24 protein-coding genes are annotated in these 26014 nt (G+C 45.5%); 12 read left to right on the plus strand and 12 right to left on the minus strand.

Going from position 1 to position 26014, the window contains the following annotated elements; translation table 11 throughout:
- Window positions 1-357: 357 nt before the first annotated feature.
- The 6 genes from fre to trxA all read right to left on the minus strand — a co-directional run bounded on the left by fre (window position 358) and on the right by trxA (window position 6190).
- Window positions 358-1071 carry an NAD(P)H-flavin reductase gene (gene fre, locus ACED60_RS22145; RefSeq protein WP_009848201.1) on the minus strand — a complete coding sequence of 238 codons (714 nt, stop codon included), beginning with the start codon at window positions 1069-1071 and terminating at the stop codon, window positions 358-360.
- 20 nt (window positions 1072-1091) lie between these two features.
- Entirely contained in the window at window positions 1092-1361 is a 270-nt protein-coding gene (locus tag ACED60_RS22150) for a 2Fe-2S iron-sulfur cluster-binding protein (RefSeq protein WP_029222977.1), read from the minus strand.
- Complete coding sequence (gene ubiD / locus ACED60_RS22155) at window positions 1358-3199, minus strand: 4-hydroxy-3-polyprenylbenzoate decarboxylase (protein WP_371728497.1); 1842 nt, start codon at window positions 3197-3199, stop codon at window positions 1358-1360. The genes ACED60_RS22150 and ubiD overlap by 4 nt, the downstream gene beginning before the upstream one ends.
- Before the next feature lie 98 nt (window positions 3200-3297).
- Window positions 3298-4293 (minus strand): hypothetical protein, encoded by a 996-nt coding sequence (locus ACED60_RS22160; protein ID WP_371703092.1) that lies wholly within the window; start codon window positions 4291-4293, stop codon window positions 3298-3300.
- Between the two features lie 111 nt (window positions 4294-4404).
- Window positions 4405-5664 carry a transcription termination factor Rho gene (gene rho, locus ACED60_RS22165; protein ID WP_009848197.1) on the minus strand — a complete coding sequence of 420 codons (1260 nt, stop codon included), beginning with the start codon at window positions 5662-5664 and terminating at the stop codon, window positions 4405-4407.
- A gap of 199 nt (window positions 5665-5863) precedes the next feature.
- Window positions 5864-6190 carry a thioredoxin TrxA gene (trxA, locus tag ACED60_RS22170; protein WP_009848196.1) on the minus strand — a complete coding sequence of 109 codons (327 nt, stop codon included), beginning with the start codon at window positions 6188-6190 and terminating at the stop codon, window positions 5864-5866.
- 111 nt (window positions 6191-6301) lie between these two features.
- On the opposite strand from trxA, the gene rhlB reads away from it, so the two are divergent.
- Window positions 6302-7612 (plus strand): ATP-dependent RNA helicase RhlB, encoded by a 1311-nt coding sequence (gene rhlB, locus ACED60_RS22175; protein WP_009848195.1) that lies wholly within the window; start codon window positions 6302-6304, stop codon window positions 7610-7612.
- Between the two features lie 6 nt (window positions 7613-7618).
- A complete protein-coding gene (gene gppA / locus ACED60_RS22180; RefSeq protein WP_371728498.1) occupies window positions 7619-9112 on the plus strand; it encodes a guanosine-5'-triphosphate,3'-diphosphate diphosphatase in 1494 nt (497 codons plus the stop codon).
- Window positions 9113-9212: 100 nt separating this feature from the next.
- Here the strand turns inward: gppA and ACED60_RS22185 are convergent, their stop codons facing one another.
- The 3 genes from ACED60_RS22185 to recQ all read right to left on the minus strand — a co-directional run bounded on the left by ACED60_RS22185 (window position 9213) and on the right by recQ (window position 12384).
- Complete coding sequence (locus tag ACED60_RS22185) at window positions 9213-9884, minus strand: 7-cyano-7-deazaguanine/7-aminomethyl-7-deazaguanine transporter (protein ID WP_009848193.1); 672 nt, start codon at window positions 9882-9884, stop codon at window positions 9213-9215.
- A 279-nt stretch (window positions 9885-10163) separates the two neighbouring features.
- Window positions 10164-10475, minus strand: coding sequence for a DUF3630 family protein (locus ACED60_RS22190; protein ID WP_009848192.1), 312 nt, complete (start codon window positions 10473-10475; stop codon window positions 10164-10166).
- A gap of 70 nt (window positions 10476-10545) precedes the next feature.
- On the minus strand, window positions 10546-12384 hold the full coding sequence (gene recQ, locus ACED60_RS22195) for an ATP-dependent DNA helicase RecQ (protein WP_371728499.1): 1839 nt from the start codon (window positions 12382-12384) through the stop codon (window positions 10546-10548).
- A 180-nt stretch (window positions 12385-12564) separates the two neighbouring features.
- Here recQ and rarD point away from each other — a divergent pair, with 180 nt between their 5' ends.
- The 5 genes from rarD (at window position 12565) to tpx (ending at window position 18247) form a co-directional block, all read left to right on the plus strand.
- Window positions 12565-13473 (plus strand): EamA family transporter RarD, encoded by a 909-nt coding sequence (gene rarD / locus ACED60_RS22200; RefSeq protein ID WP_371728500.1) that lies wholly within the window; start codon window positions 12565-12567, stop codon window positions 13471-13473.
- 86 nt (window positions 13474-13559) lie between these two features.
- Window positions 13560-14354, plus strand: coding sequence for an AraC family transcriptional regulator (locus ACED60_RS22205; RefSeq protein WP_371728501.1), 795 nt, complete (start codon window positions 13560-13562; stop codon window positions 14352-14354).
- A gap of 99 nt (window positions 14355-14453) precedes the next feature.
- Window positions 14454-15116: a LysE family translocator gene (locus tag ACED60_RS22210; protein ID WP_017085657.1), complete on the plus strand. Its 663-nt coding sequence runs from the start codon at window positions 14454-14456 to the stop codon at window positions 15114-15116.
- 91 nt (window positions 15117-15207) lie between these two features.
- Entirely contained in the window at window positions 15208-16965 is a 1758-nt protein-coding gene (gene ggt, locus ACED60_RS22215) for a gamma-glutamyltransferase (protein ID WP_371728502.1), read from the plus strand.
- A gap of 784 nt (window positions 16966-17749) precedes the next feature.
- Window positions 17750-18247 (plus strand): thiol peroxidase, encoded by a 498-nt coding sequence (gene tpx, locus ACED60_RS22220; RefSeq protein ID WP_050635162.1) that lies wholly within the window; start codon window positions 17750-17752, stop codon window positions 18245-18247.
- A 132-nt stretch (window positions 18248-18379) separates the two neighbouring features.
- Here tpx and uvrD read toward each other — a convergent pair whose 3' ends face one another.
- Window positions 18380-20554, minus strand: coding sequence for a DNA helicase II (gene uvrD / locus ACED60_RS22225; protein ID WP_371728503.1), 2175 nt, complete (start codon window positions 20552-20554; stop codon window positions 18380-18382).
- A 264-nt stretch (window positions 20555-20818) separates the two neighbouring features.
- Between uvrD and ACED60_RS22230 the strand changes: the two genes are divergently transcribed.
- From ACED60_RS22230 to ACED60_RS22245, 4 genes are all read left to right on the plus strand, one after another.
- The gene (locus ACED60_RS22230) at window positions 20819-21079 is read left to right on the plus strand and encodes a DUF2282 domain-containing protein (protein ID WP_004736650.1); all 261 of its coding nucleotides are present in this window, start codon (window positions 20819-20821) and stop codon (window positions 21077-21079) included.
- A 64-nt stretch (window positions 21080-21143) separates the two neighbouring features.
- On the plus strand, window positions 21144-22004 hold the full coding sequence (locus ACED60_RS22235) for a DUF692 domain-containing protein (protein ID WP_371728504.1): 861 nt from the start codon (window positions 21144-21146) through the stop codon (window positions 22002-22004).
- Window positions 22001-22768: a DNA-binding domain-containing protein gene (locus ACED60_RS22240; protein WP_371728505.1), complete on the plus strand. Its 768-nt coding sequence runs from the start codon at window positions 22001-22003 to the stop codon at window positions 22766-22768. Before ACED60_RS22235 ends, ACED60_RS22240 begins: the two co-directional genes overlap by 4 nt.
- A gap of 1 nt (window position 22769) precedes the next feature.
- Window positions 22770-23228 carry a DoxX family protein gene (locus ACED60_RS22245; protein WP_016787601.1) on the plus strand — a complete coding sequence of 153 codons (459 nt, stop codon included), beginning with the start codon at window positions 22770-22772 and terminating at the stop codon, window positions 23226-23228.
- A gap of 68 nt (window positions 23229-23296) precedes the next feature.
- Here ACED60_RS22245 and ACED60_RS22250 read toward each other — a convergent pair whose 3' ends face one another.
- Window positions 23297-23578 (minus strand): hypothetical protein, encoded by a 282-nt coding sequence (locus ACED60_RS22250; RefSeq protein WP_016787602.1) that lies wholly within the window; start codon window positions 23576-23578, stop codon window positions 23297-23299.
- 102 nt (window positions 23579-23680) lie between these two features.
- Window positions 23681-24880, minus strand: coding sequence for a multidrug effflux MFS transporter (locus ACED60_RS22255; RefSeq protein WP_371728506.1), 1200 nt, complete (start codon window positions 24878-24880; stop codon window positions 23681-23683).
- A gap of 101 nt (window positions 24881-24981) precedes the next feature.
- Between ACED60_RS22255 and ACED60_RS22260 the strand changes: the two genes are divergently transcribed.
- Window positions 24982-25923: a LysR family transcriptional regulator gene (locus tag ACED60_RS22260; RefSeq protein WP_012605070.1), complete on the plus strand. Its 942-nt coding sequence runs from the start codon at window positions 24982-24984 to the stop codon at window positions 25921-25923.
- The last annotated feature ends 91 nt before the right edge of the window (window positions 25924-26014 follow it).

Genomic DNA, 26014 nt, shown 5'->3' on the forward strand with positions numbered 1-26014 from the left:
TATTCATCAACGAGTGCCCACACAGATTGATAGGTTTAAATTGTTAAAGAGCTTCACTTGCTGAGCGTTCCTTTTAAGTAAGGAGCCTCTCGAAGTGGACGGCCATTCTAGCGAATTAACATTCAGTGTCAAACACTTTTTGAAAATTAATTTTTGTCGCTTTCCGTCTGACTGATTCTTGCTGAAGCCTTGTGGAGTCTGCCGTCTCAGTGGTGTCGCATTATAGGGAACCCTCTCAGCTTAGCAACTACTTTTTCATGAAAAATGAATAAATAGAGCTTAAGTGCCTAATAGTTCACCTAAACGGAAAAAAGAGAGCATTTCTGCTCTCTTTTTGCTCTAAATCTAAAAGAATTCTTAGATAAACGCGTAAGCATCTGCGTACATATGGTCACGCTTTGCTTCTTTATTCTGAGTAAACAAGTCTCTTGCAGCACCTGCCATTTCGAAACGGCCCGCAATGTAGATATCAAAATCAGCTAATGATTCGAAACTTTGCGTGATTGCTTCAAGTACATTACCCGTTTGACCGTGCCAAACTTCAGGTGCTTCTTCTACTACTGGTACAAAATGTACATTGCTGTGTTTTGCTGCAATGTCGACAAGCTCTTCTTTCGCATACAGTTGGCACTCATCTTTTGCGCCCCAGTATAGATGAATCTCTTTTTTACTGTTCTGCGCGATGCAGTGATCGAGAATAGAGCGCACGTAGCTAAAGCCAGTACCACCAGCAATTAGTAACAGAGGACGATCGCTTTCTTCTTTAACCCACGCATCACCGTGCGGAGCATCAATAGCTATGTCGCCATCTTCAGCTTGCGCTTTCTTCATTGCCTCAACAACTTCTGAAGCGTAAGCATTGTGCTCAGCTGCACCAATGTGTAACTCAAGCTCGCCTTCATGACGACAAGGGCTGCTTGCAATCGAAAATGGACGCTTGTCTTTTTCACCCATTTCAACCATCAAGTATTGGCCCGCTTTAAAAGCGACCGGTGTTTCTGGGTGAAGTAGGATTTGGTAAGTGTTACAAGCCAAAGGCTCGATAGATTTCACTTTACATTTAATAGTCATGTTCTTCCTCTCACTAACCCTTAATCGGCAAAGGTTAGAACTAAATTACTTTCTGCAAATGCTTGGCAAGCAAAAATCCAACCTTGTAACTGCTCTTTCTCTGTGAGCATGGGTTCAAGGTGGTAACTCACTTGGCCTTCTAATTTTTTGCACATACACATAGCGCATGCACCAACTTGGCAGCGGTTTGGAAAATTGATATTGCTGTTGAGCGCAGCATCCAAAACCGTTTGCCCTTTTTCTACGGTAAAACTGATATTTTCTGGGTATAAGGTTACTTGGAAGCTCATGAGATTCCTAGTTGTTCCCAAATGCTATCAATCTTTTTAACGACGTCTGGGTTCTTAGTGATTGGAACACCCCACTCACGCAGGCATTCACCTTCAAACTTGTTTGTCGCATCTAGACCCATTTTTGAGTGTCCAGTTTGGTTTTTCAGGAAGAACGTATCTCTTGCCGGATCCATTCTTGTAGTCACCGCCCAGATAATGTCATTCCAGTCACTGACGTTAACGTCACTATCACATACGATGACAAACTTGTTCTCATCGAACTGAGACCAAACCGCTTCAATGATTTTTTTACCGTTACCTGCAGCTTGCTTATCGATAGACACAACGACCATGCACGCATTGTCATTCTGTAAGTGAATATCAATAATTTCAGGGAAGGCTTCGGTTATCTCAGCTAGGCAACCTTCAATATGCTGACTATCTATAGGTAAAGATTTAGCATCAGGTGATAGTGCCAGCTCCGCATCCCACTTCTTAGTAATGTCTAAACCCATTTTTGAGCCTAAACCTACCACTGGCGATGCGAAGTCTAGTGAATCGATAGGTGTGTTCTCTATCATCAGGCTATCACGAGACGGATCCATATGTTCACACATAGCAGCGGTCACTTGAGACCAATCACGTGCGTTAACATCCTCATCGCATACCAAAACAAATTTGGTGTACATGAATTGGCGTAGGAAAGACCATACACCCATCATCACTCGCTTAGCGTGACCTGGGTATTGCTTCTTCATGGTCACTACTGCCATTCGGTAAGAACAACCTTCAGGTGGCAAGTAGAAGTATTCTATCTCTGGGAATTGCTTTTGAAGAATAGGAACAAACACTTCATTTAACGCAACACCTAATACTGCGGGCTCATCAGGTGGACGGCCAGTATAGGTACTGTGATAGATCGGATTCTCGCGCATGGTTACATGAGTAATAGTAAACACATGATGCTTTTCTTTCTCGTTGTAGTAACCAGTATGGTCTCCGTATGGCCCTTCGTCTGCGAACTCATTCGGGTCGATGTAACCTTCCATTACGATTTCAGCACTCGCTGGCACTTCTAAGTCGTTGCTGATTGATTTAACGACCTCAGTTTTGCTACCACGTAGTAAGCCAGCAAACGCGTATTCCGATAAGGTATCAGGAACTGGCGTAACGGCACCAAGAATGGTGGCAGGATCGGCACCAAACGCTACCGATACAGGGAATGGCTTGCCTGGGTTGGTTTCCATCCAATCACGTAGATCAAGCGCTCCACCGCGGTGGGCCAACCAACGCATGATGATTTTATTCTTACCGATCTTCTGTTGACGATAGATGCCTAAGTTTTGGCGTTTCTTGTTCGGGCCACGAGTAACCGTTAAGCCCCATGTTAGCAATGGCGCAACATCGTCTGCCCAACAGCTCATCACGGGGATTTTATCTAGGTCGACGTCATCACCCTGCCATACGATTTGTTGACAGGCAGCCTTACGAAGACGCTTAGCTGGCATATTTAAGACTTGCTTAAACACAGGCAGCTTATCGATAGCGTCTTTAAAGCCTTTTGGTGGCTCAGGTTCTTTTAAGTAAGCAAGCAACTTGCCCACTTCACGTAACTCTTTGACCTCTTGACGCCCCATACCAATGGCTACGCGATCAGGTGTACCGAATAGATTGGTCAAAACAGGCATGTCATAGCCTACGGGATTTTCAAATAAAAGAGCCGGGCCACCAGCACGTAGAGTACGGTCGCTAATCTCGGTCATTTCATAGTCTGGATCGACGGGGTGAGAAATGCGTTTCAACTGACCAATGCTTTCAAGATGGTCGACAAAATCACGTAAATCTTTAAAACTCATAGGACTTCTACATGCTGATTATTCTGCGCTCAGTATATCAAAAAGGGTGACGCTGAGATCCCCCTTTTTAGTGTGGTTATTGAGAGGCAAAATCCACTTTACGGTAATGCTTGCTCGATCAAAGAGCTCTTCACCTGAGGGTTATCATTCACAAGATCTTGCAACCAGCGCGTGTGACCTTGTTTGGCTAATTCACGGGCGACTAATGGCGCTTCATCGGCAATCGCCATCCTAGAGACAAGGAACTGCTTCACCTCTTCTGATAGCGGGTTCACCTTGGTAAGCAAAGTAATCGCTTCATCTTTCAAACGAGGATTCTTAGTCGCTGCCATTACCTGTTCCAACGCGAACGTTTGTTTAGTTTTAGCAAGTCGCTCTAACTCTGCTTGGCTATGATAATCGGCCTTCATTCGCCATAGAATCTTATAGACCTCAGGGTCTTCGCTCACTTGCGCTAATCGAACTACCACCTCGGTAGAGGGTAACCAGCTAACAATAGAAGATGCGGTGAGTTGCCTAGTCAGATAGTCGACCGCTTCAGGAGACAAACTGTCTAGCTCTCGAATTAGTAGCGCTTCTCGTGTTTGAACTTGATACTCAGGCCCTGACAACCACTCATTAAGGTTAAGTGTCTGCTTTTCTGCATCCAGTACAAACACCAGTGTCTTCTGGTCTTGGTGCCATTGCTTAATCAGTCGATTAGCAATCGAAGGGTAATTAAAAGCAGGTACCGTAAACTCGTAGCCATCCCCACGCTCTAATACTTGGTAGGTCGGCGTGATAGCGAGTTGCTGTTCTATGAAAATAGACATCTTAGGGGTGAGAACGATCTCTTGCTGTTCGATCTTCTTCAAGAGCCGGTAACGAGCCACCTCTTGCTGGGGAAATGTCAGACGCTCAAGCGAAAAGCGTAGCGAATTGACTTCGTCACGCACGACAAGCTCGAGTAATTCAGCAGTTTTCAGTTTTACTTGATCATTCTCAAGCCAAGACTCTACTGTAAGTGGAGACATCTCGGTGGCATAACTCATACCAACCGGTGAAAGTAACAGTGAAGTAGACAGGAGTAATGATGACAACAGTCCATGTTGCATTTTAACTTCCTCGTAACACTTTTGCCCATTCTGCAAGCTGTCGCTACAAAATGCAAATAAAAAGCGCCACCCGAAGGCAGCGCTTTTTAATAACTATAAGCTATATCAATACTACTGACGACGCATTGCGTCAAAGAACTCATCGTTCGTTTTAGTCATTGCTAGCTTGTCGATAAGGAATTCCATCGCATCGATTTCGCCCATTGGGTGAACAATCTTACGCAGAATCCACATCTTCTGTAGTTCATCGTTCTTGGTAAGAAGCTCTTCACGACGAGTACCTGATCGGTTGAAATCAATCGCTGGGAATACGCGTTTTTCAGCAATCTTACGGTTAAGGTGCAGTTCCATGTTACCTGTACCTTTGAATTCTTCGTAGATAACTTCATCCATCTTAGAACCAGTATCAACCAGTGCTGTTGCGATGATAGTTAAGCTACCGCCTTCTTCTACGTTACGTGCCGCACCGAAGAAACGCTTTGGACGATGTAGAGCATTCGCATCAACACCACCAGTAAGAACTTTACCTGATGAAGGAATCACAGTGTTGTAAGCACGAGCTAGACGAGTAATTGAATCCAGTAGGATAACCACGTCTTTCTTGTGTTCAACAAGACGCTTCGCCTTCTCGATTACCATTTCTGCTACTTGTACGTGGCGAGATGCTGGTTCATCAAACGTCGATGCGATTACTTCGCCTTTAACTAGGCGCTGCATTTCTGTTACTTCTTCTGGACGCTCATCGATAAGTAGAACCATTAGTTCACACTCAGGATGGTTACGGGCAATGCTTTGAGCAATATTTTGCAGAAGCATTGTCTTACCCGCTTTTGGCGGAGCAACAATCAGACCACGCTGACCTTTACCGATTGGAGAAGCAAGGTCGAGAATACGAGCTGTGATATCTTCAGTTGCACCATTACCCGCTTCCATCACCATACGTTCGTTGGCGTGAAGAGGAGTAAGGTTTTCGAAAAGAATCTTGTTACGAGCGTTATCTGGTTTATCGTAGTTAACCGTATTTACTTTAAGCAGAGCAAAGTAACGTTCGCCATCTTTAGGTGGACGGATTTTACCGCCAATAGAGTCACCTGTACGAAGGTTAAAACGACGAATCTGGCTCGGTGATACATAAATATCATCAGGACCAGCAAGGTATGAGCTGTCTGCGCTACGTAGGAAGCCAAAACCGTCTTGAAGAATTTCTAGAACACCATCACCAAAGATGTCCTCACCACTTTTTGCGTGTGCTTTAAGGATGGAGAAGATAATGTCTTGTTTTCTTAAGCGAGCTTGATTTTCAAGACCTAGGCTTTCGCTAAGTTTAACAAGTTCAGACACAGGTCTGTTCTTCAGTTCAGTAAGATTCATAGTGGTGGAAGTTTGTTTAGTCAAAATAGGGTCTGTTTTCTTAAGTTAAGAAGGATTTGGTCACAGGCTCGACCAAGAAGAGAATTTGTTCAATTAACGTGCGATAAATTAGCACTAAAACTAAGACTAGTCCATAGCTTAGAAAAAACAAAACCGCGCATTTGTTAACTGCGCGGTTTCTTTTCAAATACTCACCTGATTATAGGTTAGCGTCTAGGAACTCTTTAAGTTGAGTTTTAGACAATGCACCAACTTTAGTTGCTGCTACGCCACCGTCTTTGAAAAGAAGTAGCGTTGGAATACCGCGAATACCGAATTTTGGTGGAGTACCAGCATTTTGGTCGATATTTAATTTACCGATTGTGAGCTGACCTTCGTACTCGTTTGCGATTTCATCAAGAATCGGCGCAATCATTTTACATGGACCACACCATTCTGCCCAAAAATCAACAAGAACAGGGCCTGCAGCGTTGATTACATCGTTATCAAAACCGTCATCAGTTAGCTGCAAAATCTTATCACTCATCTTCCACTCCAATGTATTTTTTAGAACTGGTTGGATGATAACCAGTAAATAGATGCCCTATTGGAATGTATTTACTTTCGTATTGCAAGCTTAAGCTGATATTCTATAGCAATGAAAAAGACGCATATCACAGAGCAAAAGTTCGCCGACTTGGATTTACTTCCGCAAGTCATTGAAGGATTGGAGAAAAAAGGGTTCGACTATTGTACCCCTATCCAAGCCTTGGCGCTCCCGGTACTGCTCACCGGCCAAGACATTGCAGGCCAGGCCCAAACGGGTACTGGTAAAACGCTTGCGTTTCTTACTGCTACTTTTAATCACCTGCTAAAAACACCTGAGCATGAAGGCCGTAAGCCTAACCAGCCACGTGCGATTATTATGGCACCAACGCGTGAACTCGCGATTCAGATCTACAATGATGCTGACTCTCTGGTTGCAAGCACAGGTATCAAGGCAGCATTAGCTTACGGTGGCGAAAGCTACGATAAGCAACTAGGTAAGATCGAAGAAGGCGCTGATATCTTAATTGGTACGACTGGCCGCATCATCGATTTCTACAAGCAAAAGGTATTTAACCTTAACCACATTCAAGCAGTTGTTCTTGACGAAGCTGATCGCATGTTCGATCTTGGTTTCATCAAAGACATCCGCTTCTTGTTCCGTCGTATGCCTGAGCCAAAAGATCGTCTGAACATGCTGTTCTCTGCGACACTGTCTTACCGCGTACAAGAACTTGCATTCGAACACATGCACAACCCAGAGCATGTCGTTGTTGAACCTGAGCGTAAGACTGGTCACCGTATTCAAGAAGAGCTGTTCTACCCTTCTAACGAACATAAGATGGCTCTTCTACAAACATTAATCGAAGAAGAGTGGCCAGATCGCGCAATCATCTTCGCTAACACTAAGCACAAGTGTGAATCAGTTTGGGGCCACTTGGCTGCCGATGGTCACCGTGTTGGCCTACTAACCGGCGATGTTCCTCAGAAGAAACGTGAAAAGATTCTTGAGCAATTCACTAAAGGTGATGTTGACCTGCTTGTCGCAACGGATGTTGCAGCACGTGGCCTACACATCCCTCAAGTAACACACGTATTCAACTTTGACCTACCTGACGATTGTGAAGATTACGTTCACCGTATCGGCCGTACAGGTCGTGCTGGTGAAAGCGGTCACTCGATCAGCTTTGCTTGTGAAGATTACGCAATCAACTTGCCACCAATCGAAGAATACATTGAGCACGCTATCCCAATGTCTGACTACGATGCTTCTGCACTACTGGAAGATCTGCCAGCACCGATGCGCTTACGTACACGTAACCCGCAACAACGTCGCTCAAACAACAATGGCCCACGCAACGGTAACCGTAAACCAAACCAGAACCGTCGCCCACGCCAACCGCGTCATAACAAGGAAGCTTAGTCGCTTATGAGTCAAACAGTGTCACCACCGCTTTATGCTGCAATCGACCTCGGGTCGAACAGTTTTCATATGCTCGTTGTGCGTCATATCGATGGCAGCGTACAAACCATGGCTAAAATTAAGCGCAAAGTTCGTTTAGCTGCAGGCTTAGATGAAAATAATGCGCTTAGTACTGAAGCCATGCAGCGCGGTTGGGACTGTTTGAGTCTCTTTGCAGAGCGACTGCAAGATATTCCGAAAGAAAATATCCGCATTGTTGGTACAGCGACCCTACGTACCGCTATCAATGTGGATATATTTCTCGCGAAAGCGAACCAGATCCTTGGTTACGACATCAATGTTATCTCTGGTGAAGAAGAAGCTGCGACTATCTATAAAGGCGTAGCACACACTTCTGGTGGCAGCGGCCGCCGACTAGTGGTTGATATTGGTGGTGCAAGTACCGAGATGATCATCGGTGAAGGTTTCTCAGCCAAAGCCTTAACCAGCCTAAAGATGGGTTGTGTTACTTGGCTTGAACGCCACTTTAAAGATCGCCAATTAACCGCAACCAACTTCAACAATGCCATTGAAGCGGCTAAGTCTACGTTAGCTCCTATCCTAGATAGCTACACTGATATCGGGTGGGATGTGTGTGTTGGCGCCAGTGGTACCGTTCAAGCGCTGCAAGAAATCATGTTGCCGCAAGGCATGGATGAAGTTATTACTCATGCCAAACTCAAGCGTCTACAAAAACAAGCGATGATTACAGAGCGCTTAGAAGAGCTTGAGATTGAAGGCTTAACCCTTGAGCGCGCACTAGTGTTCCCAAGTGGTCTTTCTATTCTTATCGCGATTTTTGAGCTGCTTGAAATTGATTCAATGACACTCGCTGGCGGCGCACTCCGTGAAGGTCTCGCCTACGAGATGGTTGATGAGTTTCGCCAAGAAGATATTCGCGCTCGTACCATTAAGAGCGTGCAATCACGCTACCAAATGGACGTAAGCTACAGTGAACAAGTTGCTGTAGTCGCACAGACTCTATTAGAGCAAGCGGGCGCCGAAACGTGGGTTTCTGAACCTCAAGCAGGTGTGCTATTACAAACAGCGGCGAAGCTTCATGAGATTGGTTTAACAATCGATTTCAAAAAAGGCGGCGAGCACAGTGCTTACCTACTGCAGAACTTAGACCTACCAGGCTTTACTCGAGCGCAAAAGCACTGCTTGGGTGAGTTAACACGTCGCTACCGCGAACAGTTAACTTCATTGCCTGAGCAACATGCAATCTCAGGTACCAGCAGCAAGCGTATTTTACGAATTCTGCGTTTAGCTATTTTGTTGACTCACCGTCGTAATCCAGCGCTTGAGCCTGAGTTCAAGCTGACGACGGATGACAACAATCTGACCTTGACGCTTTCTAAGCAATGGCTAGCAGACAACCCGCTGACCGCAGCTGAGCTAGAGATCGAGTCAAATAGACAAACCGATATTGGCTGGCCATTGAATATTGAATGCCTCTGATATTAGTATCTGACGCTAGAAATTAAAAAAGCCCAAGTTAGTCTACTAACTTGGGCTTTTTCTTATCGCTGCATTAATGCTTTGCGTTACAAATCTAAACTTAAGCGTTAACACCTGTCGCTTTAAAGTCAGGGTTCACAGCGGTTAGCTTCTTAACTACGTAATTTAGAAGCACACCGTACATTGGAACAAACAGACCTAAGCTGATGATAAGCTTGAATCCGTAGTCGACCAACGCAATTTCAGTCCAGTGCTCAGCCATGAATGGATCTGGGCTTTGGTAGAAAGCAATCGCAAAGAACGCGATCGTATCAATGGCATTACCGAATAACGTTGAACACGTTGGCGCAACCCACCATTGCTTCATTTGGCGTAAGCGGTTGAACACATGCACATCCAAGATTTGACCGAGCAGATAAGCCATGAAGCTTGCCGCTGCGATGCGTGCAACAAACAAGTTGAACTCGCCTAGTTGGCTAAATCCTTGGAATGAACCTTCAAAGAACACCACCGACAATAAATAAGAAACGGCCAGTGCTGGTAACATCACTAAGAAAATGATTTTACGAGCAAGCTGCGCGCCAAAAATACGTACGGTCAGATCAGTCGCTAGAAAGATAAACGGGAAAGTGAAAGCACCCCAAGTGGTGTGCATACCGAAGACGGTAAAAGGTAGCTGAACCAAATAATTGCTTGATGCAATAATGATCAAATGGAACAAAACTAATAGTGCTAGGGCTTTGCGCTGTTGCGCAGGGGTAAAGTTACTCATGCTGTACCTTTTTAGTTTGGTTTGGGGGTGAGGGAACCCAAATCGAGTCATTTCTTCGAATAATCCAAGAACGCTCTTACCAATAATGTGAATTAAAAATGTTTCTATAATTTGCTCTATTGAGCGGCGGGCGATTATACATTAATCAATATTGGCTGCAACGGTGAGAACAAACGCAAACGTTTATCCTCACTTTTATTGATGAATGGCGTTAGAAGCTCTGTTTTTTAAAGCGATGTTTTTAGAAGCTATGCTAAACGTTAGAAACCATGCCAAAAGTTAGAAGCCGCGCTTGAAAAGCGTCGCGAGATAATCAAACTCTTCTCGGCTTTCTTCAGCGTTTAACGACTCAAACCAGATTGATTCGCTGTAATGCTCAGACTTTAAAAACATTCGACAATCTTCAAAATCAATCAACCAAGAGTGCATGTCAGCGTCCCATTGTTTTTCAACCACAGAAGCAGACAGCAATGCCACCAGCTTTTCACCTAACACTTCGTAAGAATCAAAATCAAAACTTGGAGACGTAATCAATAAACGTCCTTCCTCAGCCAAATACTCTCTTAAGCCAAATTCTGTTGGTGTTGTCATGTCCCTATCAACCTTATTTTTTCTGTGAGCTAATCATTTTGATAAGCTAAACACCTCTGAAAAGTAGCAATTAGCCGTGTGTGGTGATGTGTTCTTGAATCAAATCTAAGAATGGATCAGCGTACTTATCCAGTTTGCGTTGACCAACGCCATTGACTGCCAGCATCTCGCCATAAGATGTGGGTAGGATTTCAGCCATATCAATCAGCGTCGCGTCACTGAATACCACATAAGGTGGTAAGCCATCTTCATCTGCAATCGACTTACGCAGCTTTCGCAGTTTCGCAAACAGCTTCTTATCGTAGTTCTTGCTACTGAGTTTATCAGACTTAGCATTACGAACTGCGGTATCTAAACGAGGAACAGCCAACTCCAAAGACATCTCACCACGCAGTAACGGGCGGGCTTCTTCTGTTAACTGTAATGTCGAGTTACGAGTGATGTTTTGGAACAACAAACCTTTGTGAATCAGCTGACGGAAGATACTGATCCAGTAATCATGGCTATGGTCGCGGCCAATACCGTAGGTAGAAAGCTTGTCGTGACCATTATCGCGGACACGGGTATTCTGCATACCGCGCATCACTTCCACCACATAGCCCATACCAAATGACTGATTAACGCGGTACACACAAGACAACGCCTTCTGTGCCTCTTGGGTCGCATCAAAGTGTTTTGGTGGGTCTAAGCAGATATCGCAGTTGCCACATTGCTTCTCGCGATATTCGCCGAAGTAGTTCAACAGAACCTGACGACGACACGTTTGCGCTTCGGCAAAGGCACTCATCGCGTTCAGCTTGTGCATCTCAACTTGTTTCTGTGGGCCTTCTTCTTTCTCATCCAGCATGCGACGCAGCCAACCCATATCAGCCGGGTCAAACAGCATCATTGCTTCAGCAGGCAAGCCATCCCGACCTGCACGGCCTGTCTCTTGATAGTAAGATTCGATGTTGCGTGGGATATCAAAGTGCACCACAAAGCGTACATTGGGTTTGTTGATACCCATACCGAAGGCCACAGTCGCGACAACGATCTGAATATCATCACGCTGGAAAGCTTCTTGAACGTAAGCACGTTCGTCGGTGTCCATGCCAGCATGGTAGCCCGCTGCGCGAATACCGTTATTGCACAGCTTCTCAGTCACCATTTCCACTTTCTTACGGCTACCACAATAGATGATGCCGCAATTGCCTTTCTGCGTTTCTAGGTAGCGAACCACCTGAGACACGGGCTTGTGCTTCTCAACTAGGTTGTAGCGAATATTAGGGCGATCGAAGCTGCCTAAGTGTGTGTGCGGCTCCACCAGCTGCAAACGCGAGATAATATCTTTGCGAGTTGCATCATCGGCGGTAGCTGTCAGCGCCATATAAGGCACATGTGGGAAATACTGTTTGAGCTGGCCTAGCAAAGCATATTCAGGACGGAAATCGTGTCCCCACTGAGAGATACAGTGTGCCTCATCCACCGCAATCATCGAAAGCGGCAAACCTTGTAAGCGCTCGATGAAATCACGCATCAACACACGCTCTGGTGAAGCATAAACCATCTTCAATTGGCCTGAGTTCATGCGGTTGAACACGCTCAACAGTTGATCGCGTGGCATCGATGAGTTTATACACTCAGCCGCCACACCATTAGCTTTCAACTGGTCAACTTGGTCTTTCATCAATGAAATGAGCGGTGAGATAACCAGAGTCAGCCCATCACGCACTAAAGCCGGGATCTGGTAACACAGAGATTTACCACCACCGGTTGGCATAATCACCAAGCTGTCTTTGCCTTCAACGGCTAGGTCTATGACCTCTTGCTGACCATCACGAAAGCTTTGATAACCAAAGATATCTTGTAAGATATCTTGCGCATCATTCGCGGGAGTTGATGTTTGCTCAGCAATCAGAGTGGCGGTCATTGTGGTTCCTAATCAAGGTATAAAGTCAGCGTGCAGCATTGGCAAGCAAGGCGCACATTGTAGAGGGGAACGCTGGCGAATTAAACCGCAAATTGTTAGGTGAAAAGGGTTAACGCTCCTATACTGACCAACTCTCTTTATAAATCTTATTAATAAGCACTCAGTGCTAGAGAAAGTTACATGACACAAGACGACCAACAACGTACGCGACAGGGAATTTTGCTTGCCGTTGCCGCTTACACCATGTGGGGAATCGCTCCCATATATTTCAAATCTTTAAGTGAAGTATCCCCATTTGAGATTCTTAGCCACCGTGTAGTATGGTCTTTTTTCCTACTCGCTTTTCTACTGCACATGAGTCGTGGCTGGCGTAAGGTTCGAGACACCCTCACCTCCAAGCCCAAAATGCTTTATTTAGTCGCTACTTCGACTTTAGTGGGCGCCAACTGGCTTATTTTTATTTGGGCGGTGAATTCCAATCACATGCTCGATGCCAGCTTAGGTTATTACATCAATCCGCTGATTAACGTGTTGCTCGGGATGTTCTTCCTTGGCGAACGCTTACGCAAACTTCAATGGTTTGCCGTTAGTCTTGCTGCGATTGGCGTGATAATTCAATTGATCGCGTTTGGCTCTGTGCCGATCGTTGCCATTGCCCTAGCCTTCAGCTTTGGTTTCTATGGCTTGTTACGTAAAAAGGTGAGCTTGGAAGCTCAAACTGGCTTATTCATTGAGACACTGGTGATGCTGCCTATCGCTGCAACGTACTTATTGTTTATCGCAGACAGTGCAACGTCAGATTTCTCGATGAACCCAATGCAGCTCAATCTATTATTGGTTGCAGCAGGAGTGATCACCACGGTTCCACTGCTTTGTTTTACTGGCGCTGCAACCCGCTTGAAGCTATCGACACTCGGTTTCTTCCAGTACATCGGCCCAAGCTTAATGTTCTTACTGGCGGTCCTTATTTACGGTGAAGCCTTTACTTCAGATAAAGCGATTACCTTCGCCTTTATTTGGGGCGCTCTGGTGATTTTCAGCTTTGATGGCCTACGTAACAACAAGAAGAACAAACGCGCTAAGCAGTAACACTGATCGTTTTTTACAAGACAATCCCTTAATACGAAGATAAGCTTGGTTGAATTGATGACTATTTGACCAAGCTTTTTTGTACCATGGATAAAGTCCACTACTACTCTACCCCAACAGAAGATATCAGCCTGATCCAAGCTCAGTACCAAGAGTTTGCCTTTCAGCGCCACTATCATTTGGACTTTCACATTGGCTTAATTACCCAAGGACAGCAGAAATTCGTCTATAAAGGGACGAGCCATAATGTTGGTGCTGGCCAAGTTGTTATCATGCCACCCGATGAGTTGCATGATGGGCACTCCAAGCTCGATTCGGGTTATCAAGTCAGTGTGTTTGCGGTTTCTCCCCAATGGTTTCAAGATCTTGCCGATCCCAAGGAAAATGGTCACACATTAAGCTTTTCTGAGTTGATCCTCTCCGATCAAGCTGCATTTTCACAATTACGCAACTTACATGGCCTGTTAATCAATCAAAACATCAGCCAACTCGCTCAAGACTGCTTACCTTTCGAAGGATTCTCGACGATTGTCGATCGTTATGCGAAATTTGGATCGAAAAGCGACATCAAACTGGGTAATCAATCGATTGATACACTAAAAGACTATTTGATGGCGAATTTGGATCAACCAGTGCGATTAGAACAACTGTCTGAGTTGTGTGGTTTAACCACGACTCAATTCCAACGCCACTTTAAGAACAGAATGGGCATTACGCCTTATGCATGGCTGAGCCGTTTACGTATGGAACAGAGCATGCGTCTGATTAAGTCTGGGATATGTGGTACCAAGGTCGCGCACCAAGTAGGCTTCTATGACCAAGCACACTTCTCTAAGGCTTTCAAAACCACGTTCGGTGTACCACCCTCACAAATCAACTAAGTGTTGATAATTTACAATTGCTCGATTTCAAATCACGGTAAGCTACGCTCAATACGATTACTTATTTAAAAATAGCGGCAACGTTATTGAGAACTGACGATGAACGAAGTCACCATACTGATCACCCTAGCCTCTATCCACTTCATCGCTTTGATGAGCCCCGGCCCTGATTTTGCGTTAGTCGTGCAAAATGCGACGCGTCACGGACGCCAGACAGGCTTGTACATTGCGCTTGGTTTATCTTGCGGGATCTTGCTGCACTCATTACTGAGCCTGACGGGAATCAGTTACCTAGTCCACCAGCAACCCACATTATTTGCCATTATCCAACTAGCCGGCGGTAGCTACTTACTGTACTTAGGTTACGGAGCACTTAAAGCAACCTGGCAAATCATTCAGAACCACGACGATGACGACGATACCGTCAATTCCAACGATCTGATTCTGACCAATAAGCGTCAGGCATTTTCGAAAGGGTTTGCGACCAATATTCTCAACCCAAAGGCTTTGGTGTTCTTTATCAGCTTGATGTCGAGCCTAGTGCCTGCCGACATGTCTCTGTCAGGTAAAGGCTTTGCGCTTATCATCCTATTTGGTCTGTCTCTGTTTTGGTTCTCACTACTGGCTTGGATGCTTTCGACTAAAGCATTGCAAAAGAAACTCAGCGAAGCAACGGTATACATCGATGGCTTATGTGGCGTGGTATTCAGCCTTATTGGCGTGAGTATTCTTTGGCAGTCGCTGTCCGGTTTAATCGCTTAAATTCGAATCAAGATTACAATTCGTTAACAACACTCTGGCTATCTCATCTTTCCACTGCCAATCTAGCTCTGAATATTAAAAGGAGAAGATCATGCAGTGGAAAACAAAACTAACAACCCTCGCCACTTCTACCCTACTTTTTGCCTCTCACGTCAGTTGGGCAAATCAAGCTGCCGATTCCGTCGCACCCGAACAAAGTAGTGGTTTAGAAACCAAACAGCTCGTTAAAGCCAACGATTGGATGGTCACCGCGGCCAACCCTCTTGCCACACAAGCCGGTGCTGATGTACTTGCTCGTGGTGGTAACGCGATTGACGCCATGGTTGCTGTGCAGCTTATGCTTGGCTTAGTGGAACCTCAGTCTTCAGGTATTGGTGGCGGCGCGTTCCTTGTTTATTTTGATGGCAAGGACAAGCAACTCAAAACCTACGATGGCCGTGAAACTGCACCACTTGATGCCACACCACGTCTATTCCAAGACGAAAGCGGCCAACCGCTTAAATTCTATGATGCCGTGGTTGGCGGTCGTTCTGTTGGCACGCCGGGCACAGTGCAATTACTGTGGGACACTCACCAGAAATACGGCAAGCTCGAATGGGCATCACTGATTAAACCTATCGCTCAGCTGGCTGAAGAAGGTTTTACTATTAGTCCACGTTTAGCCACCTTGATTGAAAATGACCAACAGCGACTAAGCCGCTTTGCCACTACCAAAGCCTACTTCTTCAATGCCGATGGCAGCCCGAAAACAGCTGGCACGCAACTTAAGAACCCAGAGTACGCGGCAACGTTAAACGCTATTTCTAAGAACGGTGCTAAGGCCTTTTACCAAGGTGAGATCTCTGCCGACATCATCAATACCGTGCAAACAGCGAAAGGTAACCCAGGCGTATTAGCACAGAAAGACTTCGACGCTTATTCGATTAAGCAGCGCAAGCCGGTTTGTTCTGCTTATGAAAGCTACCAAGTGTGCGGAATGGGTCCACCAAGTTCAGGTGCATTAACAGTTGGGCAGATCTTAGCGATGACCGAGCAGTTTGACCTCAAATCATGGGGACCAAACGACGCGAAATCTTGGCAAGTGTTAGCAGATGCTTCTCGCCTAGCCTTTACAGACCGTGGTATGTACATGGCGGATCAAGATTATGTGCCAATGCCTACCCAAGGGTTAGTGAATACTGACTATTTGCAGGAACGTGCTCAGTTAATTACCGCAGGTAAGGCATTGGCAAGCGCATCTTCAGGCACACCGCCGTGGGATCACGCGATGCAGAGAAGCCAAGATGTTTCTATTGAATTACCGTCCACCAGCCACTTCAATATTGTAGATAGCGATGGCAATGTCGTGTCGATGACCACCACCATTGAGAATGCCTTTGGCTCACGCTTGATGGTAAGAGGCTTCCTACTCAACAACGAACTGACGGATTTCTCATTCAAGACCCATAACGATGGTAAGCCTATCGCCAACCGACTTGAACCGGGTAAGCGTCCGCGCTCTTCAATGGCACCGACCATCATCATGCAAGACGATAAACCTTACATGGCAATTGGCTCTCCGGGCGGCAGCCGTATCATAGGTTATGTGGCACAAGCGATCATTGCTCATACCCAATGGGACATGGATATTCAGCAAGCCATCAATCAACCACACTTCCTAAACCGCTTCGGTACCTTAGATTTGGAAAAAGGAACATCAGCGGAAAACTTCAAACCTGAGCTAGAAAAGATGGGATTTGAGGTCAACGTTCGCGATCTTAACTCTGGTTTACACGCGATTCGCATCACAAAAGATGGTTTAGAAGGCGCTGCAGACCCTCGTCGTGAAGGTGCAGCCATTGGTCAGTAGGGAATAATCCTCCCTTTTTACTCGCGGCCTTGTGCGAGATCTCTCACAAGGTAGTGAGTAAATATCGATATTTGATGGCGAAATTAGTCACCTAGATACCGTAACCGATTGAAATAAAACGATACGTATATTTATCATTCAAATAATTATATAGAAATTCGCTTATGCACCATTGCTGATAAATAAGGAATCGGTAATATGAATGGTGTCGGAAGGATGCTGACACGGAACAGGAAACGCCAAGGACTTGGTTATCTTCAGGATGAAGATTCGATTACTCAGGATGAATAATCGGCATGGATAGCGAAATGGACATTGAATGGACGCAATAGTAACTAGGATGGTTGCTACTAAGGAAAGACAATGGACACCTCTGGACGAGGAAAGGACTGAACATCAGGATGATGTAAAGGACACCGCTCAAGGAACAAGTGACGCGCGCTAACGAGGATTGTTGGCAGATCAGGATAAGATCAAGGACACCGCTAGGAAGGCGATGAAAGGAATACGCTGAAGGATAACAGCACACTATCATGGATTTGATGCATGGAGCACACTTAGTAGCCGGATTGCTGCGAGTAAGACTATAGACCCCGATGAGCGCAAGCTCTCGGGGTTTTTCTTTATCTGTCGTTTCACTTATTCCTCTCTCAAACAAATAAATCAAAGACCTTTAATTACAATTCTGACATTTAAAGCATTCACTTCTTAACCACTTCCGAGTAACGTAAGTCTTACTAGGCTCAACTAGTTTCATAACCATAATTAAACTAAGGACAAATTCATGTCACACGTTACCTTCAAAGGCGCTGCTGTACCACTAACAGGCACATTCCCACAAACTGGCGAACAAGCACCAAGCTTTGCACTGACTGCAGGCGACCTTTCTGAACTGACTCTTGCTTCTCTTGAAGGCAAGAAAGTGGTTCTAAACATCTTCCCAAGCATCGACACAGCAACTTGTGCAACGAGCGTACGTACGTTCAACGCAAAAGCAGCAGAACTTGAGAACACGGTTGTTGTTTGTATTTCTGCTGACCTTCCATTTGCTGCGGGTCGCTTCTGCGAACTTGAAGGTATTGAAGGCGTTCAACACGCTTCAACTTTCCGTTCTCCTGCGTTTGCATCAGATTACGGCGTAGCGATCGCTGAAGGCCCACTATCAGGCCTAACAACACGTGCGGTTGTCGTTGTTGATGAAAAAGGTGTGGTAACACACAGCGAGTTGGTTGCTGAGATCACTGAAGAACCAAACTACGAAGCGGCACTTGCAGCACTGTAAGTATCCTTTCTAGGCAGGAATGCCTTAAGCTCGATTCAGCCTATTTAGACTGGTTCCGAGCAATAAAAAGAGCAGCCATTGGCTGCTCTTTCTGTTTTTATACGGATTACTTTTCAATGCTGAAGTAGCAGATTACAACTGTTCTAAACGAGCATAAGCCGTTACTAACCACTTGATGCCTTCACCATTGAACGCAACTTGAACTCGGCTCTGTGGGCCGCTTCCTTCGAAGTTGATGATGGTACCTTCACCAAACTTAGGGTGTTTAACGCGAGAGCCCAAACTAAAGCCTGTTTCATTGAAGTTCTCTTTCACGGCGGTTTGGCTAAAGCGACCACTGCTTGCAGGGCGACTCACTTGCGCCTTCATACGCACTTCATCCAGACATGTCTCTGGTAGCTCACGAATAAAACGAGATGGCTTGTGATACTTGTCTTGACCGTACAAACGACGCATTTCAGCGTAAGTGATGTAGAGCTTCTCCATCGCACGGGTCATGCCGACGTAACACAGGCGACGTTCTTCTTCTAAACGCCCCGCTTCTTCGGCCGACATCTGGCTTGGGAACATGCCCTCTTCAACACCAACCATGAATACCATTGGGAACTCTAGGCCTTTGGCACTGTGCAGAGTCATGAGCTGAACCGCATCATCAAACTCATCAGCCTGACCTTCACCCGCTTCCAAAGCCGCATGAGTTAAGAACGCTGTTAGCATGCTCATTTCATCCGCTTCTTCTGGTTTTTCAAACTGACGCGTTGCCGTTACCAATTCTTCCAAGTTCTCAATACGAGCCTTCGACTTCTCACCTTTCTCTTGCTCGTACATCGCAAACAAGCCCGACGATTTGATTACGTGGTCGGTTTGCTCATGAAGTCTCAGTTCTATGGTGTCATCTTCAAGTGCATTGATAAGTTCAATAAAGCGGCTCAAAGCACCCGCAGCACGACCTGGTAACACGTGCTCTTCTATCAGAGCAACACTGGCTTCCCACATGGTTGCACCACGATCACGCGCTGCAAGACGAATCGTTTCTAACGTTTTATCACCCAAGCCACGAGTCGGCGTATTAACGACACGTTCGAATGCCGCATCATTGCTGCGGTTACTCATTAAGCGCAGGTAGCTCAAAGCATCTCTGATTTCCTGACGCTCGAAGAATCGCATGCCACCGTAGATTCGGTAAGGTAAACCACCTTGAATCAACGCTTCTTCAAGCACACGAGATTGGGCGTTGTTACGATATAGCATTGCGGTATCTTCTAACGCACCACCTTTCTCTTGCCACTCTTTGATTTTGCTGACCGTGAAGCGCGCTTCATCTAACTCGTTATAAGCAGAGTAAACAGAGATTGGCTCGCCATCGTTGCCATCAGTCCACAGCTCTTTACCCATACGCTCAGTATTGTTCGAGATAAGCTCATTCGACGCCTGAAGAATGGTTTTGGTTGAACGATAGTTTTGTTCGAGTCGAACCGTTGAAGCGCCTGGGAATTCATCCAAGAACTTCTGAATATTTTCAATTTTAGCGCCACGCCAGCCATAGATAGATTGGTCATCATCACCCACGATCATCACGCGACAATCCGGGCCTGCCATCATGCGAAGCCAAGCGTATTGGATGTTGTTGGTATCTTGGAATTCGTCGACAAGAATGTGCTTAAAGCGAGCTTGGTAGTGCTCGCGGATGTGTTTCTTATCGCGCAATAGTTCATGCGATCGCAACAAGATTTCAGCAAAGTCGACCAAGCCAGCACGATCACATGCCTCTTGGTAAGCAGAGTAAATCTTTAACCACGTTTGAGTTATTGGATCATGGTAGGCGTCAATGTGACTTGGGCGTAACCCTTCGTCTTTCTTGCCATTGATCCACCAAGAAGCTTGCTTGGCTGGCCACTGCTTTTCATCAAGGTTTTGCGCCTTAATTAAGCGACGTAGTAAGCGAATCTGATCATCTGAATCAATGATCTGGAAGTCTTCTGGCAGTTTTGCATCTAGGTAGTGAGCACGAAGGATGCGGTGACAGATACCGTGGAAGGTGCCGTTCCACATGCCTGACGAGCCGCCCATCATCAACTCTTCAATACGACCACGCATCTCTGCTGCCGCTTTGTTGGTGAAGGTAACCGACATGATAGAGAACGGTGATGCTTGCTCTACGCTTTGTAACCAAGCGATACGATGCACCAACACTCGCGTTTTACCACTGCCAGCACCTGCCAGAATAAGTAGGTTTTCTAAAGGTGCTGCGACCGCCTCACGTTGTTTGTCGTTTAGGCCATCGAGTAAAAGCGAAGGATCTATCATTGGATATGCTCACTACTGGGTATTTATACATAAAAGTCGATTATAACCTAAACACTAGGCTGCGTTTAGGATAATAAGAAGAAAAAATAATCAAAAATTAACATCATAAAATCAGTTACTTAAAAGATAACTCATCATTAATATTGATATTTCTTATAATGCCGTGAAATTATTTCCTGGTTGTTCCTATCCTTTTTAGTAAGCAAGTTAACAATTCATTAACCTGCGATATAAAAATACTATTAAGTCCTAGAGGGAATGACTATGAAAAATTCTAATCTTGCTGTTACAGCTGCAATCACAAGTGTACTAGCGTTCGGCGGTGCAGTTCTTACATCAGCACCTGCGGAAGCAGCAGCAAAAGAAAAATGCTACGGTGTGGCAAAAGCTGGCCAAAATGATTGTGCAACCAAAACAAGTTCATGTGCGGGTACAGCCAAAGAAGACAACCAATCCGATGCATTCGTAGTCGTACCTAAAGGGCTGTGTGGCAAATTATCAGGTGGTAACACTCAATCATCATAATTGAGCTGCTTAGTATGGTGAGCTGACACTCAGCTCACCTCCACTTTCCATTAGGAGAATCGTTGTGACTCAAACTCTTCATCCCAACGCAGGGGTTGGCCTTAGAACACCGCACTTGGACTTCTTTAGCCAAAACCCAGCTTTAGTGAGTTGGTTAGAGGTGCACAGCGAGAACTACTTTTTAGCGAAATCACCGCAACGTCAACAACTGAGAGAGATTCGTAACGCCCACAACATAAGTTGCCACGGTGTTGGGTTGTCGCTAGGTTCTGTTGATCGCATCAATCAACATCATCTGATGCAGTTAAAAGATCTGATTGATGATATCGACCCCTTCTTGGTTTCTGACCACCTCAGCTGGAGTCAGACCGGCGGTCATTACTTCAATGACTTGTTGCCGCTGCCTTATACCGAAGAGGCGTTAGAAGTCTTCTGCCGCAATGTCATCGAGGTTCAAGACAGCCTACAACGTCCTATGCTGATTGAAAATCCATCGAGCTACCTTGCCTTCAAACATTCAACCATCCCAGAGTGGGAATTTTTAGCCGAGGTACGGAAGCGCACCGAGTGTCGCCTACTGCTCGATTTCAATAATATTTTTGTCTCATCTTTTAATCACGGTTTCAGCTGTGAAGAGTATCTCAATGGAATACCAGCAGACAAAGTGGAAGAGATTCACTTGGCAGGTTTTACCAAAAAGAAACTCGAACAAGGTGAGATCTGGATAGACACCCACAGCAAGCCTGTCTGTGACGAAGTATGGCAACTCTACACTCAATGGATAGAACAACATGGTTCGCGCCATACCTTGATAGAGTGGGATTTAGATATCCCAGAGCCACAAATTTTATTGGCTGAAGCGGCCAAAGCCAGTGATATTTTGTATCAACACGACAAGTTTAACCAAAGGAGTCGCGCATCATGAGCCACTCTTTACCTAATGTGCAATCGGAGTTTGCTAACGCCCTACGCTATCAAAACAATGGTGAGCACTGCGACATAGTGAGCGACCACTTTACCGATGAGCAACGCATCCAAATTTACCGCAACAACTTTGTGATTAGCTTGAGCGAAGTACTGGCAGCAACCTATCCACTCACTGAAATGCTAGTTGGTGAAGAGTGCTTCCAACAGATGGCTCGTCAACATGTTTTAAGTTATCCATCAACCTCTGGTGATGTCAGCGGTTATGGGGAACATTTTGAACAGACTATCCAAGCCTTTCCTGCCGTGATTGAGGCTGCACCTTATCTCACTGAAGTGACTTTGTATGAATGGCAAAAAGATAGCTTAGTAAGATGTACTTCAGAATCACATGCCGACCAGCGCCCCCTTTCTTGTTTAGCTGATGTGCCACAAGAGCAACAAGGCGCTTTAGTATTTCATCTCAAAGGTTCAATAACGCTAGTCAATTCTAGCTATACGATGATCGCGCTTGAGCAAGCTATCTATCAGCAGCAACTCGACGGGTTAGACATCAACCAACCTGAATTTGGGGTGTTAATCAGATCCGAGAATTCACAGATTGAGAGTCATTGTTTGACAGAAGAATGCCACCAACTATTAACTGAATTGCAGTCGGGTCAAACGCTCGCTGATATTGACCCTTCACTACTACAACACCTGAATACTGTCATGGCGCTTAACGTCATCTCAGGTTTTTCAATCGATGCCGAATTGGAGACATAATATGGATAACAACACAGTCACGAACATGATGGCTCAATACGACAATTTGATTGAGAAATCACAGGCACTTTTTGTTCCAGTGCTTCTGCTATTTTGTCGCCTTTGGGTGGCATGGGTATTCTTTAATTCTGGGCTGACTAAAATAGCAACTTGGGATAGCACTCTGTACTTGTTTGAATTGGAATACCAAGTCCCACTGTTACCTTGGGAGTTAGCGGCCTATATGGGTACTGCCGCTGAATTGATTCTGCCAGTATTCTTAGCACTTGGTTTATTAACACGACCTATGGCTGCAGCACTATTCGTTTTCAATATCATGGCCGTCGTGTCATACCCTGTATTATGGGCGCAAGGCTTCTACGATCATCAGCTTTGGGGATTAATGATTCTTATCGTCGTTGTATGGGGCGCCGGACCATTTTCATTGGATAGAATCTTGAAGAAGCAATTTAGCAACTAGTCCTCATCGCAAATCCAAAACGCAAAAAAACCACTCAAATGAGTGGTTTCTTTTTAACTGGTGAAAAACTACTTGCTCAGAAAAGCTTGTAATTCCTCAGCTGAAATACCTTGCTCTGCCAGCTCTTTTGCTAGTAGCTGAACTTGTTCACCTTTACGAGATTCAACCACGCGTTGAAATTGGTAAATGATATCTCGCAAAGTGTCGATTGGAACTTGTTTTGCCGCACTGCGAATACGCTCTTCACTTTGGTTTCCTAGCTCTTTAAGCAATTTACCAAACATGACCTTTTCAGGTGCATCTTCCATTTGTTCTAAGATGCGCGCCATTTCGTAGGTTGTTAATGACATTACAGTATTTTCCGTTGGGGACTAACGTTTCAATGAGTGACAAATATACCATGTTTTAACGTTTCGCAAACCGCCATTTGTATATTTTGTCACCCTTGAGACTTATGCCTTAGCAAACGTCGTGTGCCACGACTTACCTGCTTTGCTCGCAAGCACTAACAATGCAGGAACAATAAGGAACATTTGCAGCGCAATCATCACTTGTGATGTTAAATCAAGGCGCTGCATGGTACCAACCAGTAAACCTGAGCCACTCATTTGGAACAAACCAAGCAACGCAGCTGCGGTACCCGCGCGGTCACCGAAAGGTTCAAGTGCCTTACCGGCTGCAGCACCAAGAATCCAAGCAAAACCAACTGAAGACAAGAAGATTGGCAGCATGAACGCGATCGCGCTTGCATGGTCAGCAAGTGCCAACATAATGACGCCAGCCAGACCCAATGTTGAGATACCTACAACTAACGCCTTATATGTACCAAAACGGTCCATAAACTTCGGTGCAGTGAATGCAGCCGTGATGTTGATAACCGCGTTAATACCAAACCAGAAGGTAAATTCGTTCATCGTCAAACCTAGGTTTTCCATCAACACAACAGGTGCAGAGGTAACGTAAGCCAGGATTACTGCCATTGCCATCAAGCACAATGTCGCATGGAAGATGAATGATGGTGTTTTCAATACCGACCAGTAACGCTCAAGTTTGAACACCGCGACCTTTTCTGTCGCTGGATTAGACTCTTTCATTTGGAAAAACAAAATGATGCCAACCACGACAGCGAACACAGCCATGAAGCTGAAGTTAGAGCGCCAGCCAAACTGTTGAGTCAACCAAGCACCAAGAATCGGCGCTAATGCAGGAATAAAGCAAATGGCGCCATTAAGGTAACTGATCATACGGCCACTCTTCTCCGGGCCAAATAGATCGCGAACCGTCGCAAAGGCTGCTACAGAAGTCGCACAAGCTCCTAAGCCTTGTAGCAGCCGAGCTATTAGCATCATATCAATCGATTGAGCTGCCCACGCCAAGCAAGCACTCAATGCATAGATACTAACACCTCCCAATGCAACGGTTCGACGTCCTAGCTTATCAGCCAAAGGGCCTGCAAATAATTGCCCGACACCCATGGCGAATAAAAACCAAGTAATCGTATCTTGTGCTAGTGCGTGTTCCACGTGAAACGCTGTTGAAATTTGTGGCAGAGCTGGAAGATAAATATCTATAGCCAGAGGGCTAAATAGAACCAGCATTGCCAATAAAGCAACCTGCAGTTTACTAGGGGTTGGAAGCGCGTTAGAAGGCACAAGATTCTCCGAATGAGTTAATTTAGGTGCATAATAACCAACTAAAGATATGAACAAAAATGGCATATACTCATTAGCATTATTCCAAATAGGAAACTCACATGAATATCGAGAAACTATCACGCCTCGACCTCAATCTATTGGTTTGCTTACAGGTGCTGATGGAAGAGCTGAGTGTCACTCGCACCGCACACCGATTATGCTTGAGCCAATCAGCGGTGAGTAAGTCGCTAGCCAAGCTTCGTGAACAATTTAATGACCCCCTTTTTACGCGAAGTGCTCATGGCCTACGACCAACACCGAAAGCTGTGTTCCTCAAGCCTCGGTTAGAAACGTTGATCAACCAACTTGATGTTCTCACTCAGCCTGAGACATTCATTCCCAACAACAGTGACCATAGCTTTCACATTGCTGCCGTTGAAAGTGTGTACCCACTGATTCTTCCTCATTTCTTACCGGCGATATTTCGACAAGCACCTAAGGTCAATATCAACACCCACGCGTGGACAGAACAAACCTTTAAGAAGCTGCAGCTTGGCGAACTAGATATCGGACTCACTGGCAAAGACATCGACATCAACGATGCGCGTTTAACTATGCTGCCGCCAGACGACATTTGCGAACAAGAGATCTACCGCGATGCACAGATGTGTGTACTAAGACGCAACCACCCTGCTCTGAGTGGTAAATGGGATCTGGAAACCTACCTTGCGCAGCGTCATGTACAAGTAAGGTGTGATGGTAACGACCGCTGGCTGCTCGACTACAAACTGGCTGATCTTGGCCATCAACGTGATATCGCTATTTCTGTTCCAGACTTCAATAGCGCCGCAAGCCTGTGTACTTACACCGACTTTGTGTTTACCGCACCAAGCCACTTTACTTACCTCGTCGCTAAGCAGCTCGACTTAGTGGTTGTTCCTTTGCCAATGGAATTCCCACCGATGGCATACACTTTGTTTTGGCACCGTGACAGAGAAAATGACCCAGCCTTAACTTGGTTGCGAGATATCATCAAAGAAAAAACTCTGCACCTTAGATAAAAATGGCGTACAGCGTTTGCAGCAAACGAACAAAAGCGCTAGCTTATTGACCTAATAAGTCCCCTCGCATGTATATCGACTGTGAGTGTTA

Source organism: Vibrio sp. 1F279 (assembly GCF_041439815.1).
Classification (GTDB): Bacteria; Pseudomonadota; Gammaproteobacteria; order Enterobacterales; family Vibrionaceae; genus Vibrio; species Vibrio tasmaniensis_A.

Excerpts from the sequence above, each read along its gene's own strand:
- fre (WP_009848201.1), bottom strand. The coding sequence starts at position 1,071 with ATGACTATTAAATGTAAAGTGAAATCTATCGAGCCTTTGGCTTGTAAC.
- ACED60_RS22150 (WP_029222977.1), bottom strand. The coding sequence starts at position 1,361 with ATGAGCTTCCAAGTAACCTTATACCCAGAAAATATCAGTTTTACCGTA.
- ubiD (WP_371728497.1), bottom strand. The coding sequence starts at position 3,199 with ATGAGTTTTAAAGATTTACGTGATTTTGTCGACCATCTTGAAAGCATT.
- ACED60_RS22160 (WP_371703092.1), bottom strand. The coding sequence starts at position 4,293 with ATGCAACATGGACTGTTGTCATCATTACTCCTGTCTACTTCACTGTTA.
- rho (WP_009848197.1), bottom strand. The coding sequence starts at position 5,664 with ATGAATCTTACTGAACTGAAGAACAGACCTGTGTCTGAACTTGTTAAA.
- trxA (WP_009848196.1), bottom strand. The coding sequence starts at position 6,190 with ATGAGTGATAAGATTTTGCAGCTAACTGATGACGGTTTTGATAACGAT.
- rhlB (WP_009848195.1), top strand. The coding sequence starts at position 6,302 with ATGAAAAAGACGCATATCACAGAGCAAAAGTTCGCCGACTTGGATTTA.
- gppA (WP_371728498.1), top strand. The coding sequence starts at position 7,619 with ATGAGTCAAACAGTGTCACCACCGCTTTATGCTGCAATCGACCTCGGG.
- ACED60_RS22185 (WP_009848193.1), bottom strand. The coding sequence starts at position 9,884 with ATGAGTAACTTTACCCCTGCGCAACAGCGCAAAGCCCTAGCACTATTA.
- ACED60_RS22190 (WP_009848192.1), bottom strand. The coding sequence starts at position 10,475 with ATGACAACACCAACAGAATTTGGCTTAAGAGAGTATTTGGCTGAGGAA.
- recQ (WP_371728499.1), bottom strand. The coding sequence starts at position 12,384 with ATGACCGCCACTCTGATTGCTGAGCAAACATCAACTCCCGCGAATGAT.
- rarD (WP_371728500.1), top strand. The coding sequence starts at position 12,565 with ATGACACAAGACGACCAACAACGTACGCGACAGGGAATTTTGCTTGCC.
- ACED60_RS22205 (WP_371728501.1), top strand. The coding sequence starts at position 13,560 with ATGGATAAAGTCCACTACTACTCTACCCCAACAGAAGATATCAGCCTG.
- ACED60_RS22210 (WP_017085657.1), top strand. The coding sequence starts at position 14,454 with ATGAACGAAGTCACCATACTGATCACCCTAGCCTCTATCCACTTCATC.
- ggt (WP_371728502.1), top strand. The coding sequence starts at position 15,208 with ATGCAGTGGAAAACAAAACTAACAACCCTCGCCACTTCTACCCTACTT.
- tpx (WP_050635162.1), top strand. The coding sequence starts at position 17,750 with ATGTCACACGTTACCTTCAAAGGCGCTGCTGTACCACTAACAGGCACA.
- uvrD (WP_371728503.1), bottom strand. The coding sequence starts at position 20,554 with ATGATAGATCCTTCGCTTTTACTCGATGGCCTAAACGACAAACAACGT.
- ACED60_RS22230 (WP_004736650.1), top strand. The coding sequence starts at position 20,819 with ATGAAAAATTCTAATCTTGCTGTTACAGCTGCAATCACAAGTGTACTA.
- ACED60_RS22240 (WP_371728505.1), top strand. The coding sequence starts at position 22,001 with ATGAGCCACTCTTTACCTAATGTGCAATCGGAGTTTGCTAACGCCCTA.
- ACED60_RS22245 (WP_016787601.1), top strand. The coding sequence starts at position 22,770 with ATGGATAACAACACAGTCACGAACATGATGGCTCAATACGACAATTTG.
- ACED60_RS22250 (WP_016787602.1), bottom strand. The coding sequence starts at position 23,578 with ATGTCATTAACAACCTACGAAATGGCGCGCATCTTAGAACAAATGGAA.
- ACED60_RS22260 (WP_012605070.1), top strand. The coding sequence starts at position 24,982 with ATGAATATCGAGAAACTATCACGCCTCGACCTCAATCTATTGGTTTGC.